We start from the raw sequence: 13,757 nt of genomic DNA on the forward strand, positions 1-13,757 counted from the left end.
TAAGGTTCAGTGCATAAGTTAAGTCGGCCTAGCCGTCAATCAACGATTGATTGCACCGACCACCTGAACCTTACACTTTTCACGGGAAAGCATTTCAGAATGTTTAAACCGGCTTTTATTTCACGCCTCTCTCTGCGCTCACGTTTTATTGCCCTGATTGCTACCTTAATCTTCGCGACCACGCTGCTGCTTGGGTGGGTGGCCGCTCGGGAAACAGCCCACCAGTTGGAATCAAACATTGGCTACGCGGCGTCAGAATCCGCCTACCAAATGGTAGACAAGCTTGACCGCAGCATGGATGCGCGTGTTAAAGAGGTCAAGCTACTACTAGGGATTCAGGCGCTCACTAATGACAATGATTTGAGCGTACTGCGCGAGCAGTTAGAGCTATTGCAGAGCAATCATAATGTCGTTTCCTGGATTGGTTTTACCAATCCAGAAGGCATCATCCAGGTTGCAACGGATGGCACTCTAGAAGGAGAATCTATCGCGGCGCGCCCGGTATTTATCGAGGGTCGGCAAGCACTTTGGGTGGGGGATGTTCATGAAGCATTGCTGCTTGCCAAGTTACTGCCTAACCCGAGTGGCGAAGCCCTTAAGTTTGTTGACATCGCCACACCGGTGACCGACCAAAACGGCGAGCTACGCGGTGTGCTTGCCGTGCATTTAAGCTGGGAGTGGGCGCGGTACGTTGAAAACTCCATGCTATCACCGTCGGTACACCAGCAAGACACTGAAATGCTGCTGCTGTCGGCTGATAACACAGTGCTACTAGGGCCTGCAGAGATGATTGGCCAGCCACTCAATACGCTGAAACATTTACCCAGTCGCGACAACCCAACGCCTCAGTGGGCAATCGAAACATGGCCTAGCGGTGAGCGGTTTGTGACAGGCTATACACGCAGCAGCGGCTTTGAAGACTTCCCAGGTCTAGGCTGGGTAGCGGTTAGCCGCCAACCCATTGCTACTGCCTTTGCTCCCGTAAAGCAGCTTCAAGCGGCCATTATGGGCACAGGGGTATTGCTAGCCTTGGTGTTCGCGTTGATTGGTTGGATCATTGCATCACGCATGGTTGCTCCCCTCACCCGCTTAGCAAGGGCTGCTGATCGTATAAAAGAGGGCGAGAATGGCGACACTATCCCGCTTGAAAGCGGCTCTCCAGAGCTTAAACGCCTATCTACTTCAATGCGTAATATGGTCGATCGTCTATTGGTCCAGAACTACACCATCAACCGTCTGGAAGATTTAGCGAATACTGACCCGCTCACCGGCCTGCCTAACCGCGCGTTCCTCAATCAGTATCTGCAGCTAGCGATTCCCGAAGCAGAAAGAAATCTGCAAAGTATGGCGGTTATTTTCATCGATCTAGATGGCTTCAAGCAGGTTAATGACGAGCTGGGCCATCATGCCGGCGATTTACTGCTGATTGAGATCACACAGCGGCTGAAGAACGCACTGCGCAGTGGTGATGTCGTGGCCCGCTTGGGTGGCGATGAGTTTGTCATGGTGCTTAAAACGAAACCTGAGAATCTTGAAATACTCACCCATGAGGTAAGTAAGCGTTTACTAAACGCCATTGCCGACCCCATCTTATTACCTGAAAACGAGCAGGCCACCGTCGGCTGCAGTTTAGGCGCGGCTTGGTGGCCTCAGCACGGTCACCATATAAACACGGTTATGAAACTTGCCGATGTCGCGCTTTACACAGCCAAAAGCCAAGGCAAACATCAGTTGGTAATTCACACCCCTTAAACATCCACTCCAAAGCAGCGCTGCAGCTGCTGCTCAGCGGCATCGCTGCCCATAGCCGTCAATTTGGCAATATTGCGCTCGGGGATAGCATCGGTATCGCCGTAAAACTCAATCGCCTTCTCGACGCTCTCTTCACGCAACAAGTGGACCATCGCGTAGGGGGAGCGGTTGGTATAATTAGAAGCATCCTCAGGCTCAGCGCCATCAAAGCAGTAATCAGGATGAAAGGTTGCGAGTTGATAGATGCCTTCATAGCCCTGATCGACCAAAATATGCTCAGCCAGCTCAACAAAGTCGAGATAATGGTCAAAGCTTTTAAACAACGTTGGAAATACCAGCAAGGTTGTTTCCGTCTCCGGGTGCTCGTCTAACCACTGCACTTCAACCATCAGCTCTTCAAGCGCCACTTCCATTTTCTTGGAACGTACGACCTCGACGCGAATGGATTCACGCTCTAACTCCCGCTGCGCAAATGGGCAAATATCCTGCGCCACAATGAAGGTGCGCACCCAGCTTAGCGTTTGCGCCACTATTTGATTATCCGCGTGCATAGCACCCTCTTTAGCATTAGCCCGACAATGGCCGATGGACAGATCGCGGCAGTTTATCAGTTGCCGTCAGTTGCCACTACGTGGCCCTATCAGGCGTGCTCTTGGTAGCGCTTTAAAGCGACTTCATAGGATTTATGAATATGGTCGTTCATTAGTTCTCGCGCCGCCCTGACATCGCGCTGTAACGCTAGCTCAACGAGCTGGTGATGCTGCTCGTCAAGCTCTTGACGAATCGTTGGCATTTTCGGACCCAAGCGACGATAGCGATCAAACTGGTCGTGCAACTGCTCAATAAAGCGCAATAGCCAAACGGAACCACAGGGCGCCACCAGCGTACGATGAAATTGCGTATGCAAGTGCTCCCACGGCTCGCCTTTATCCAAACTGATATCCGCGCGTTTCAGGCGGTGCGCGGCGGCCAGCAAATCGGCCTCCCACAGCGAATCGCCATGGCTGATTGCCCGCTCCAACGCCATGCCCTCCATTTCCAGACGCATCTGGACAATATCTTCCAATTCCTCACGCGACAGCTTTGGAACCCGAAAACCACGCTGATTTTCCTGTATCAACAGACCATAGGCCGCCAACTTATTGAGTGCTTCTCGTAACGGGCTCAAGCCTACGTCATAGCGCTCTTTGAGCGCATTAATGGCAAGCTTTTCGCCCGCAATAAAACGCCCCCCCACTAAGTCTTTACGCAAGTGATCAAATACGCGGCTTGATGCTGTTGCAGCTAATTTAGGTAAAGAATCACTCATAATGCCGTCCCTTTATTATTTCGCGCTCGTGATCATTCTTCGCTTCAGTATTGACGCCACACCGAGCACTACCTATAGTCTATTTTATATAAAATAATCGATTTTTTAACCTACGAACGATAAATAAGGCCGGATATGCTTGCTATCTCATTGTCAGCCCTGCAGGGCCACTGTCTATGAAAATACGGGGCATGAAAGTGCAATCCGTCTCCTGGCAATTGTTTTGGGCATTTTTCCGCGTAGGCATCTTCGGCTTTGGCGGTGGCCCTTCCATGATACCGCTTGTACGTGCCGAGGTTGTCACCCGTTACCAATGGCTCACCGATGAAGAATTCGCCGACGTATTAGCGATCGGCAATACCTTGCCAGGCCCCATCGCCACCAAAATGCCCGGCTACATTGGCTACCGAGTAGGCGGCACAATGGGCTGTATTGCCTCAGTTATTGCCGTCATTTTTCCCATGATAGTGGCAATGATAGTCATGTTAGGCATTTTTAGCCGATATCGCGATGTTGCTTGGATTCGAGGCATGGGCCAAGCAGTGGTTCCAGTGGTGATGGTAATGATGGCGCAGCTAACCTGGGACTTTTTTGATAAATCCAAGGCGTCGCTTGGCTGGCTAGTCAGCATAGCCATGGTGATTATTTCTGCTGGACTCATCTATTGGCTCGGCATTCATCCTGGCTGGGTCATTGGTGCCATCTTACTGGCTGCCCTGCTTCGACCCTCCAGCAAGAAAAAAACGGAGGAGACCGCGTGATTTACTGGGATCTCTTCTTAGCTTTTTTTATTCCCAATATTATCGGCTACGGCGGCGGCCCGGCGATTATTCCTTTAATTGAAGCCGAGGTCGTCGGCCGCTACGGCTGGATGACGTCTCAAGCCTTTGCTGAAACGCTTGCCTTAGGCAACGCTTTACCCAGCCCTATCGCGACCAAAATGGCGGGCTACGTTGGTTATGAAGTCGCTGGCGTTGGAGGCGCTTTCGTTTCGATCGCGGCCACCGTCATTCCTTCCTTACTGTTAATGCTTGGCGCATTGGGGTTGCTGTATCGGCACCGCGAATCGCCACGCGTGAAGCGTATGAGCCAATGGGTTCGCCCAGTCATCGCTATGATGATGGCATGGTTGACCTTGGGTTTTCTGCTTGAAGGTATTAACACCAGCGGCGTCATTCACACACTGATTATCGGAATCGTTGCTGCCATTGCCCTGATTCGCTTTAAAACGCACCCAGCCTTTGTCGTCATTGGCGCCTTGATTTATGGGGCACTCCTGCTGGGCTAACACTGCCTAAAACACCGCATTTTTATAACAAGAACCCGATAACGGAACCACGCGCTCACCACGTCGCTGCAGTTAGGGCGACTTCCCAGAACACCAAACTCAATCTATAAAGGTGACAAGAATGACGCGTTCAAAATTGACTCTAAGTACGACCCTTGCGGCCATAGGGCTTGCATCGAGCTTGGCAATCGCTACCACCGCACAAGCTGACTATCCTGAACAGGATGTACGCTTAATCATTCCTTACGGCCCTGGCGGAGCAACCGACATTCTGTTTCGCTTAATTTCCCAGGAAGCCGAAAAGACGCTGGGTGAATCCATTGTTCCTGTCAATATGGCCGGCGCGGGTGCAACCTTGGGATCACGCAATGTTAAAGATGCCAATCCCGATGGCTACACCCTGCTTGGTAGCCACGACACCATTGCACTTTCAAAGCTAGCAGGAACTGTCGACTACTCGTTTGATGCCTTTGAGCCCATCGCATTACTCACTCAAACCATCAACATTCCCACCACCTATTCCAATCATCCGGTACAAAGTGCCGATGAAATCGCTGACTACGTCAGTGAGCACCCTGGCCAAGTACGCTTTAGCATGATCCCTAGCTCAACCGACCACTTCTTCTGGTCACAGTTTTTTCAGGAAGCCGGCATCGATATGGCGGACGTGCGCTTAGTGGGCTATCCAGACACAGGCCAGCAGGTATCGGCTCTGTTAGCCGAAGAAATTGATTTCGCGATGTTTAACCTACCCTCAGGCGGAGCATTCTTTGAAGATGGCACCTTTCGCGCATTAGGCATCGCCCATTCCGAGCGCCTTGATAGCATGCCCGATGTGCCGACGCTGCGTGAGCAGGGCATCAACATGGATCACTCTACAAGCCGTGGCATTTTCGCGCCTAAAGGCACACCGCAAGAAATTATCGACACCCTCTCTGATGCTTACGGCAATGCTCTTGAAAATGAAGAAGTACGTAGCCGTATCGAAAATGAGTTCGGCTCTGTAGTGAGGTTCCTTGCGGGCGATGATTATCAAACGTTCCTGGATGAAAATGAAGCTACATTAAGTGCTGCTGCAGAAAACATCGATTTCCAGAACTGATAACGCACCCTCTGGCCCACGTAGTTGCACGGGCCAGGGCTGCCTGAGGCATCGCTAATGCTGACGCTAACTAAAGACCGCGCCTTGGCGCTGGCACTGCTGCTAATTGTGGCTGTCATGTGGATAGAATCGGGTGATATTCGCCCCCCTACCAGCTGGCAACCTTATGGATCAGCGCTTTTCCCACGCATCTTGTTGGTAGTGATTGGACTGTTATCACTCATGATCTTGGTACGTTCGCTATTGATAAAAGTGCCTGAACGCGCGAGTGCAAAACAGCTCATCAAAGAGTGGTTTCAGAGCCGGCGTACTATCGTCGCTCTATTTCTACTGTTTGGGCTTTATGCAGCACTACTTCCACTAGTGGGGTATATCGCAGCCACCATTGGCTTCTTAATCACCTCTCTCGCACTCCTGATGGGTATTAATACACGTCGTAAGTGGCTTATTAATCTCACCCTTAGCTGCTCCCTAGCCATCGTGATATTTGTGATATTCCGCTATGGCCTGAATGTCTGGCTACCTTAACCTGGAGTGAATAATGACTAACTTTTTTCTCCAAGCGCTTGCTGAAGTGGGTACGCCATCGGTTTTAGGCTTGATCACCATCGGCGTCTTGTTCGGAATTGTAGGCGGCAGTATCCCTGGATTCACCGTCACTATGGCCATCCTAGTGGTCTTCCCTTTCACTTTTGCCATGGACCCGGTAAGCGGCATCTCACTCATGGTCGGTGTCTTTGTGGGGGGCTATTCAGGCGGGATAGTGTCGGGCGTTATGCTCGGCATCCCCGGCACGCCCTCCTCCATTACCACTGTCTACGATGGCTACCCGATGGCCCAGCGAGGCGAGCCTGGTCGTGCACTGGGCATTGGCGTTGCCTCATCGTTTCTAGGCACCATTATCAGCGTAGCGGTACTGGTCTTTTTCGGGCCATTAATTGCTAGCTTCAGCATGAATTTTCGCCCTTGGGAGATCACTGCGCTGATTGTTTTCGCACTAACGCTGGTGGCAGGACTTTCAAGTGGCGCGCTGCTTAAAGGTTTAATGGCCGCTGCGCTGGGGCTGTTAATTACCACCGTTGGTTATGACCGAAATAGCAACCTACGCTTTGATTTCGGGCTACCTGCTTTGAGCTCAGGGTTTGAGATTTTACCGGTAATGATTGGTATTTTTGCGTTCTCGCAGCTTCTTGGCAATATCGAAAAACTTAAAGACGATGGCAGCGGTAGCAAAAAAATCGATACCAATGTCACGATCCCTTACGGCCAAATTATTAAAGATATGGCGGGGCAAAAGCTCAATATCATGCGCTCGTCTTTAATTGGCAGCTTAGTCGGTGCACTGCCAGGCACTGGCGGCACCGTTGCTAACTTTCTAAGTTACGATCAGGCTAAAAAATTCTCCCGACATCCGGAAGAGTTTGGCACGGGGACCCCTAGCGGCATCGTCGCCTCAGAAGCTTCTAATAGTGCAGTAGCGGGCGGCGCCTTTGTGCCCACGCTTGCACTAGGCATACCTGGCGATTTGCCTATGGCCATCATGATGGGGGTACTCATTCTGCATGGTATTACGCCGGGGCCGATGATGTTTGAGCAGAACCCGGTACTCGTGGGAGCCATTTACGCCAGCCTGCTGATCGGTGCGGTGGTGATGGTGCTTTGCAACCTGCTGCTAGTGCGTTGGTTCGCCAAAATATCGTTGATTCCTCAGCAAATCCTCGTTCCTGTAGTACTAATGCTGTGTGCGATTGGCGCCTACGCACTCAATAACAACCTGTTCGATATTTGGGTGTTATTTATCTTTGGCATCATTGGCTACCTACTTTGGAAAGCTGAAGTACCGCTCACCCCGCTGATACTGGGCGTAGTGCTTGGTGACAACCTTGAGCGCCAGCTATTCCGTGCCCTTGAACTTAATGAAAGTTGGTTAACTTTTTTAACTCGGCCTCTCTCTGCGTTTTTCTTAGCATTAGCCGTCGCTTCTATTCTATTTTCGCTTTATCAAGAGCGTAAGATTCGCCGCTTAAAAGGACTCTAATATGCAACAAGATGCACTCTACTATCCCAGCGCTTCACGTCGTATGTCTACGTTCGGAAAACGTGGCATGGTTGCCACTTCTCAGCCATTAGCCGCTCAGGTGGGCATCAGTATTTTACAGCAAGGCGGCAATGCTATTGATGCCGCTATTGCAGCAGCGGCGGCGTTGACCGTCGTCGAACCCACCTCCAACGGTATCGGCAGCGATGCCTTTGCCATTGTGTGGGTCGACGGCAAGCTACATGGCCTAAATGCCAGCGGCCCGGCGCCACAAGCGGCGACCATTGAAGCATTGAAAGCACTCGGTCACGATACAGTTCCCACCCACGGCATGCTGCCGGTAACGGTACCGGGTGCTCCCGCTGCCTGGGCAGCGCTTTCCGAGCGCTTCGGTAAACTACCTTTTGCCGAGCTGTTAGCGCCAGCCATTGCACTCGCCGATGAAGGCTTCCCTGTATCACCCGTCATTCATCAAATGTGGAAGGCTGCCTTTACCAATTATTCGGCATACAGCGAGGCTTCTTTCAAACCCTGGTTGGATACTTTTGCGCCCGAAGGACGAGCACCAAACGCCGGTGAACTGTGGCGCTCTGAAGGCCATGCAAAAAGTCTAAAGGCAATTGCTGACACTCATGCCAAAGCGTTTTATGAGGGTGAACTAGCGGAGGCCATCGACGCATTTTCGCGCCAACACGGTGGGCTCTTGCGTAAAGAAGATCTAGCGGCTTACCAGCCAGAATGGGTCGACCCCATCAGTGTGCGCTACAAAGGCCATGATATTTGGGAAATCCCCCCCAACGGCAGCGGCATAGTGGTGCTGCAAGCGCTGGGCATGCTTGAACAGCTGGGTGAAGAGGGCTGTGATCAGATTGAAACGCTGCACCGCCGTATTGAGGCTACCAAACTAGCCTACGTCGATGGCTTCGCGCATGTTACTGATCTGGATGCCATGCGCCCCACCATCGACCAGATGTTGAACGATGACTATTTGAAAGCGCGGGCAGCGCTAATTGGCGAGCAAGCCGTTGACCCTGTACACGGTAACCCAATTAAGGGCGGCACAGTCTATCTGGCAACAGCGGACAGCGATGGCAATATGGTGTCGCTGATTCAAAGCAACTTCAAAGGCTTTGGTTCGGGCATGGTGGTACCGGGCACCGGCATTAGCCTGCAGAACCGCGGCTGGTCGTTCTCACTCGATCCTACGCACCCTAATGCCTTAGCGCCTGGCAAACGCACCTATCACACCATCATTCCGGGCTTTATCACCAAAGATAATCAAGCCGTTGGACCATTTGGCGTTATGGGCGGCTATATGCAGCCGCAGGGTCATGTACAGGTGGTGACGGCCATGCTTGAAGATCAACTCAATCCTCAGGCAGCGCTCGATATGCCGCGCTGGAAATGGACCAAAGGCAAAACCATCGAAGTCGAGGCTGATTTCCCCAACCATTTAGCCTTAGCGCTGGCCCGCCGTGGGCACGACATCGTTAAGGTGGCCGATTCAATCAGCTTTGGCCGTGGTCAAATTATCCTGCGCGATCCTGAAACCGGTGTACTGCAAGGTGGCACCGAGCCGCGCACCGATGGGGCCGTATTACCCTGGTAGATCGCTTTCCTGCTCACATGCTCTCCGTCGCGTTGCCGTTTCAGGCAACCGGCGGTTGAACTAGCTATCCACGCTTAACCCCCGCATCATGGCACTACTTTTTTTACTCAGTGTTTTGCCTCTTCAGCTATGCCGTCATCACGTCAGCCTTCATCTTCTTCATCTGTGCCCTCTTCTTCAGCGGCCACTTCACCGCTAAGCGGCTTTTTGGGCGTCTTTCGCTATAGCCGTCGCGCGCTTGGCTTGGTGTGGCAAACCTCGCGCTGGATGATGTTGGGATTAGCGCTATGCACGCTGGTCGCGGGCATCTTGCCAGCGGTAGCGGCATGGATTGGCCAATTGATCGTGGATGGCGTCGTTAGTGCTATGGACGCCCATCAGGCAGCGTCAAATCCCAACCTGCTGGCATCCATTGCGCCGGTACTCAAGCTAGTGGGGATAGAGGCGCTCATTATTGGTTTAATCGCGCTGGCCCAGCGCGGCCTTTCGGCTCAGCAGTCACTTTTGCGTGCCATGCTGGGGCAAAAAGTGAACGTCATGATTCTGGCGAAAGCGAGTACGCTGTCACTCAGCCAGTTTGAAGACTCCGAGCTATACGACCAGCTGACGCGTGCGCGGCGTGAGGCGTCTACGCGCCCCTTGGCGCTGGTCAACAAAACCTTTGGACTGCTGCAAAATGCAATCTCGCTTGGTAGCTTCAGTGTCCTGTTAGTGCATTTTTCCCCCTGGGCGCTACTGATTTTAGTGGTGGGCGCACTGCCGGTGTTTATCTCGGAAGCTAAGTTTTCGGGCGATGCTTTCCGGCTGTTTCGCTGGCGTTCGCCGCAAAACCGTATGCAGATCTATTTAGAGACGCTGCTTACCCGGGAAGACAGCATTAAAGAGGTCAAATTGTTTGGCCTTGAAGGATTATTTCTTAAACGCTACCGCGCTATTTTCACCCAGCTATTCGCCGAAGATCGCCGCTTAACGCTACGCCGGGAAAGCTGGGGATTTTTGTTAGGTTTGCTGGGCACTCTGACGTTTTACCTTGCCTACGGCTGGGTCGTGGTTGAAACAATTATCGGCGCGCTGACGCTGGGCCAAATGACCATGTATTTAATGGTCTTCAAACAGGGGCAAACAGCCCTCTCGGCGAGCCTCACCGCCATCAGCGGCATGTACGAAGACAACCTCTACCTCTCCAATCTTTATGAATATTTGGAGCAGCCGGTTGAGCCCGAAAACGGCACGCTAACCCAGGGTGTTGCCCCCGGAGATGGCCTGCGCTTTGAACAAGTCAGTTTCTCTTATCCTGGCGGCGCCGATGTTTTACACGATATTTCATTGCATCTTGCCCCTGGCCAAAGCCTAGCCTTAGTAGGTGAAAACGGGTCGGGGAAAACCACGCTTATCAAACTGCTAACGCGGCTTTATCGCCCCACGCAAGGGCGTATTCTGCTCGATGGTAGCGACCTGCAGGAGTGGAGTACCCAGGCGCTACGTGAACGTACCGGCGTCATTTTTCAGGACTTCGTACGCTATCAGCTCAGGGTGGGTGAAAATCTTGGCGTCGGCGATACTCGCGCGTTTGACGACGAACAGCGCTGGCAGCAGGCCGCGCGCCATGGCATGGCCGATGACTTTATTGGCCGCATGGCCAGCGGCTACCACACTCAGCTTGGTCGTTGGTTTAAGAATGGGCGGGAGCTCTCTGGCGGGCAGTGGCAAAAAATTGCGTTATCGCGTGCTTACATGCGCAAAAACGCCGATATTTTAGTGCTAGATGAGCCCACGGCGGCCATGGACGCCGCCGCAGAGGCCGACATATTCGCCCGCTTTCGCGAGCATAGTCAGCAGAAAATGACGATTCTGATCTCACACCGCTTCTCAACCGTTCGCAGCGCTGATCTCATTTTAGTCATCGATCAAGGCCATATTATTGAGCGCGGCACACATGAAGAGTTATTAAAAGCACAGGGTCGCTATGCAATGCTGTTTCAACTACAGGCAGAAGGCTATCGCTAGATAGATCACGGTAACAACACATCAAACCGCTGCTTAATACAATGCGCCAGACTGGCGATGAGGTAAGGTTTGGAGGTGCCAGAAGAGCTTTTGGAGATGCCAGAGGAGATATTGCCAAAACGCTGAGCTTAAACACTTCGCTTAAGCGGCTTGGCGATATCCCCTCAGACCCTTTTGATCTTTACGCGAGTAGCTTCCTTTGCCTTTTTTCGGTGCCTGCTGCTGCATTTTAAACATGGGCGTTCGCAGCTGCGCTTTTAATGCGTTGTCTTGGACCTTGCGCTGTTTCATCGTTTTATCCTTACGTTAAAAGATGCCTGCTCAAAACAGGCATCCCATCAGACATCGGCTATCTTTTAGTGTTCAAGCACCCGCTTACTCATCCCATGCCGGTGCAAAGCCGGGATTAGCAATACGCTCTTGGCGATCCAACATAGCAATATCGTCCATCTCACTGTCGCTTAACACTAAATCAAAAGCAGCAATATTGCTTTGAATATTACGCGCCTTAGTGGAAGAAGGAATTGTAATCATCTTACGCTGATTGACCCAGGCCAGGGCAACTTGCGCAGGAGTTACTTTATGCGCGTCGGCAATTTGCTTGAGGATCGGATCGTCCATCACCTTACCTACCGCCAGCGGCATAAATGCAGTCACCTGAATGCCCAGGTGCTCGCAGTGCTCTGCTAGCTTACGGTTCTGCAGGAAGGGGTGAACCTCGATCTGATTGGTCAGAATTTCATCTTTACCCAGGATGCTAACCGCCTCGTCCACCTGATTGCAGGTAAAGTTAGAAATACCAATATGGCGGGCTTTACCCTCCGCTTTGACTTCCTTCAGAGCCGTCAAATAATCGGCCATAGGCACGTCACCCTCTGGTGATGGCCAGTGGATCAACAGCAGGTCAACGTACCCTGTGCCCAGTTTCTGGAGACTTTCGTCTACGCTGCCCTTCAGCCTTGAGGGCTCCAAATTGTCAAACCACACCTTGGTGGTGAGGAAAATATCGCTGCGATGCACGTCACTGTCATGAATAGCCTCGCCAACTTCCGCTTCATTGCCATAAAACTGCGCCGTGTCGATGTGCCGATACCCGGCCTCAAGCGCTGCATGAATGCTCTGCTTGAGCGTTTCGCCCTCCAGGCGAAAAGTACCGAATCCGGGATTAGGAATTACATTTTGCATCATTAACATCCTTTTCTATTGATAGCGTGTTAACTAACATGGGGGCAGTCACCCGCGCACTTCAACCCATGCACCCAAATCTTCGCCTACCATGATGATGCTATGACCTCTGCTACCCATTCACTGCCCAGCTCTTCGGAACCATTAGTACCGCTGCATCGCCAGCCCGGCTTTTTAAGCTTTTTGCTATCGCGATTAGCAGCGGTATTTGCCATGCAGATTCAGGCCATTGTGGTGGCCTGGCAGGTGTATGACATAACCCGAGACCCGATGGCCCTGGCCTATGTGGGCCTGGCTCAGTTTCTACCCATGGTGCTATTGCTACTGCCTGCCGGCGATTTTGTCGACCGCTTTTCGCGCAAACGTATCTTGCAACTTAGCTGGGTCGTTCAGGGCCTGTGTAGCGCGCTGCTGCTGACGCTTTCGCTAAATGGAAGTCAAAGCGTTAGCGGCTTTTACGCGGTATTAGCATTGTTCGGTGCCGCGCGGGCTTTTACCGGCCCGGCCTTACAAAGCCTGCTGCCCAATATCGTTCCCCGCGCGCAGCTTGCCTCTGCGATCGCGTTAAACAGCTCTATCATGAAAGTGGCGGTAATTCTTGGCCCGCTATTAGGCGGCATTCTGTACGGGCTAGGGGGTGGCAGCCTGGCGTATAGCGTCTGCTTAGGATGCTTTATAGCCGCATTATTTCTACTGCTGCCGGTGCCCATTCGCTATGTTGAAGCGGCTAAAACGCTGGAGAGTACCGCCATCAAGCGTTTTACCGCAGGCATTCGCTACATACGCTATCAGCCGATTATTTTAGGAGCGATTTCGCTGGATCTGTTTGCCGTGCTACTAGGCGGAGTGGTGGCACTGCTGCCTATCTATGCACAAGAGGTGCTGCACGTGGGGCCCGAAGGATTAGGCGCACTGCGAAGCGCGATTGCTGTCGGCGCACTGCTTATGGGGCTGTACTTAGGCATACGCGGCATCAAGCGTCGCGCAGGGCTGGTTATGTTTGTGGCGGTCACTGTTTTCGGCATTGCCAATCTGGTGTTCGCTTTCTCGACGTTTTTTTGGCTTTCGATGGCGGCCATGTTAGTGGCTGGCGCTGCCGATATGATTAGCGTTTATGTACGTACCACCCTGATTCAGCTCGCGACTCCCGATGAAATGCGCGGGCGCGTCAACGCAGTTAATATGCTGTTTATTGGCTCCAGTAATGAGCTAGGTGAGTTTCGCGCAGGCAGTATGGCGGCATGGTTTGGCGCCGTACCGGCAGCCATCATTGGCAGCGTAGGCACATTAGCGGTCGTTGGCGCATGGGTGAAGATTTTCCCCACCCTGCGCCAGGTCGACCGCTTTGACGACGCTCGTTGATACAAAGCACATATTAACGCGCCAGCAGCGTGATAGCGATAGCGGGGCGCGCTCTAAAAGCGATAATTGTGCACAGTGAGCATGATGGGAAGAGTGGTCTTAAGG

The 13,757-nt window shown here is 52.4% G+C and carries 13 protein-coding genes; 9 read left to right on the forward strand and 4 right to left on the reverse strand.

Annotation, left to right across the window (positions count from 1 at the left end):
* Positions 1 to 99 precede the first annotated feature (99 nt).
* A complete protein-coding gene (locus tag ACT3TR_RS02760) occupies positions 100 to 1,752 on the forward strand; it encodes a diguanylate cyclase domain-containing protein (RefSeq protein WP_444624577.1) in 1,653 nt (550 codons plus the stop codon).
* Here the strand turns inward: ACT3TR_RS02760 and ACT3TR_RS02765 are convergent.
* Both ACT3TR_RS02765 and ACT3TR_RS02770 read right to left on the reverse strand, forming a co-directional pair.
* Positions 1,749 to 2,303 carry a DUF1415 domain-containing protein gene (locus ACT3TR_RS02765; RefSeq protein WP_096281747.1) on the reverse strand — a complete coding sequence of 185 codons (555 nt, stop codon included), beginning with the start codon at positions 2,301 to 2,303 and terminating at the stop codon, positions 1,749 to 1,751. The genes ACT3TR_RS02760 and ACT3TR_RS02765 overlap by 4 nt on opposite strands.
* A gap of 89 nt (positions 2,304 to 2,392) precedes the next feature.
* Positions 2,393 to 3,061 (reverse strand): GntR family transcriptional regulator, encoded by a 669-nt coding sequence (locus ACT3TR_RS02770; protein WP_096281749.1) that lies wholly within the window; start codon positions 3,059 to 3,061, stop codon positions 2,393 to 2,395.
* Between the two features lie 191 nt (positions 3,062 to 3,252).
* Between ACT3TR_RS02770 and ACT3TR_RS02775 the strand changes: the two genes are divergently transcribed.
* The 7 genes from ACT3TR_RS02775 (at position 3,253) to ACT3TR_RS02805 (ending at position 11,105) form a co-directional block, all read left to right on the forward strand.
* Positions 3,253 to 3,822 (forward strand): chromate transporter, encoded by a 570-nt coding sequence (locus tag ACT3TR_RS02775; protein WP_441685269.1) that lies wholly within the window; start codon positions 3,253 to 3,255, stop codon positions 3,820 to 3,822.
* Positions 3,819 to 4,349: a chromate transporter gene (locus ACT3TR_RS02780; RefSeq protein ID WP_441685268.1), complete on the forward strand. Its 531-nt coding sequence runs from the start codon at positions 3,819 to 3,821 to the stop codon at positions 4,347 to 4,349. Before ACT3TR_RS02775 ends, ACT3TR_RS02780 begins: the two co-directional genes overlap by 4 nt.
* 121 nt (positions 4,350 to 4,470) lie before the next feature.
* Positions 4,471 to 5,451: a Bug family tripartite tricarboxylate transporter substrate binding protein gene (locus tag ACT3TR_RS02785; RefSeq protein WP_444624576.1), complete on the forward strand. Its 981-nt coding sequence runs from the start codon at positions 4,471 to 4,473 to the stop codon at positions 5,449 to 5,451.
* Between the two features lie 57 nt (positions 5,452 to 5,508).
* Positions 5,509 to 5,979, forward strand: a complete 471-nt coding sequence (locus ACT3TR_RS02790; RefSeq protein ID WP_441685264.1) for a tripartite tricarboxylate transporter TctB family protein — start codon at positions 5,509 to 5,511, stop codon at positions 5,977 to 5,979.
* Between the two features lie 13 nt (positions 5,980 to 5,992).
* Complete coding sequence (locus ACT3TR_RS02795; protein WP_444624575.1) at positions 5,993 to 7,489, forward strand: tripartite tricarboxylate transporter permease; 1,497 nt, start codon at positions 5,993 to 5,995, stop codon at positions 7,487 to 7,489.
* Between the two features lies 1 nt (position 7,490).
* Positions 7,491 to 9,098, forward strand: a complete 1,608-nt coding sequence (locus tag ACT3TR_RS02800; RefSeq protein WP_441685260.1) for a gamma-glutamyltransferase family protein — start codon at positions 7,491 to 7,493, stop codon at positions 9,096 to 9,098.
* A 129-nt stretch (positions 9,099 to 9,227) separates the two neighbouring features.
* The gene (locus ACT3TR_RS02805; protein WP_444624574.1) at positions 9,228 to 11,105 is read left to right on the forward strand and encodes an ABC transporter ATP-binding protein; all 1,878 of its coding nucleotides are present in this window, start codon (positions 9,228 to 9,230) and stop codon (positions 11,103 to 11,105) included.
* 141 nt (positions 11,106 to 11,246) lie between these two features.
* Here the strand turns inward: ACT3TR_RS02805 and arfA are convergent, their stop codons facing one another.
* Both arfA and dkgB read right to left on the reverse strand, forming a co-directional pair.
* Positions 11,247 to 11,396, reverse strand: coding sequence for an alternative ribosome rescue factor ArfA (gene arfA, locus ACT3TR_RS02810; protein WP_096281765.1), 150 nt, complete (start codon positions 11,394 to 11,396; stop codon positions 11,247 to 11,249).
* An 84-nt stretch (positions 11,397 to 11,480) separates the two neighbouring features.
* On the reverse strand, positions 11,481 to 12,299 hold the full coding sequence (gene dkgB, locus ACT3TR_RS02815) for a 2,5-didehydrogluconate reductase DkgB (RefSeq protein WP_444624573.1): 819 nt from the start codon (positions 12,297 to 12,299) through the stop codon (positions 11,481 to 11,483).
* Positions 12,300 to 12,392: 93 nt separating this feature from the next.
* Here dkgB and ACT3TR_RS02820 point away from each other — a divergent pair, with 93 nt between their 5' ends.
* Positions 12,393 to 13,652, forward strand: a complete 1,260-nt coding sequence (locus ACT3TR_RS02820; RefSeq protein ID WP_441685255.1) for an MFS transporter — start codon at positions 12,393 to 12,395, stop codon at positions 13,650 to 13,652.
* Positions 13,653 to 13,757: the final 105 nt, after the last annotated feature.

The sequence above is a fragment of the Halomonas sp. AOP12-B1-6 genome (assembly GCF_052379225.1).
GTDB classification, from domain to species: domain Bacteria; phylum Pseudomonadota; class Gammaproteobacteria; order Pseudomonadales; family Halomonadaceae; genus Vreelandella; species Vreelandella casei.

Bases quoted from the DNA above. Each gene is read 5' to 3' on its own strand.
- ACT3TR_RS02760 (WP_444624577.1), top strand. From the start codon at position 100: ATGTTTAAACCGGCTTTTATTTCACGCCTCTCTCTGCGCTCACGTTTT.
- ACT3TR_RS02765 (WP_096281747.1), bottom strand. From the start codon at position 2,303: ATGCACGCGGATAATCAAATAGTGGCGCAAACGCTAAGCTGGGTGCGC.
- ACT3TR_RS02770 (WP_096281749.1), bottom strand. From the start codon at position 3,061: ATGAGTGATTCTTTACCTAAATTAGCTGCAACAGCATCAAGCCGCGTA.
- ACT3TR_RS02775 (WP_441685269.1), top strand. From the start codon at position 3,253: ATGAAAGTGCAATCCGTCTCCTGGCAATTGTTTTGGGCATTTTTCCGC.
- ACT3TR_RS02785 (WP_444624576.1), top strand. From the start codon at position 4,471: ATGACGCGTTCAAAATTGACTCTAAGTACGACCCTTGCGGCCATAGGG.
- ACT3TR_RS02790 (WP_441685264.1), top strand. From the start codon at position 5,509: ATGCTGACGCTAACTAAAGACCGCGCCTTGGCGCTGGCACTGCTGCTA.
- ACT3TR_RS02795 (WP_444624575.1), top strand. From the start codon at position 5,993: ATGACTAACTTTTTTCTCCAAGCGCTTGCTGAAGTGGGTACGCCATCG.
- ACT3TR_RS02800 (WP_441685260.1), top strand. From the start codon at position 7,491: ATGCAACAAGATGCACTCTACTATCCCAGCGCTTCACGTCGTATGTCT.
- ACT3TR_RS02805 (WP_444624574.1), top strand. From the start codon at position 9,228: ATGCCGTCATCACGTCAGCCTTCATCTTCTTCATCTGTGCCCTCTTCT.
- arfA (WP_096281765.1), bottom strand. From the start codon at position 11,396: ATGAAACAGCGCAAGGTCCAAGACAACGCATTAAAAGCGCAGCTGCGA.
- dkgB (WP_444624573.1), bottom strand. From the start codon at position 12,299: ATGTTAATGATGCAAAATGTAATTCCTAATCCCGGATTCGGTACTTTT.
- ACT3TR_RS02820 (WP_441685255.1), top strand. From the start codon at position 12,393: ATGACCTCTGCTACCCATTCACTGCCCAGCTCTTCGGAACCATTAGTA.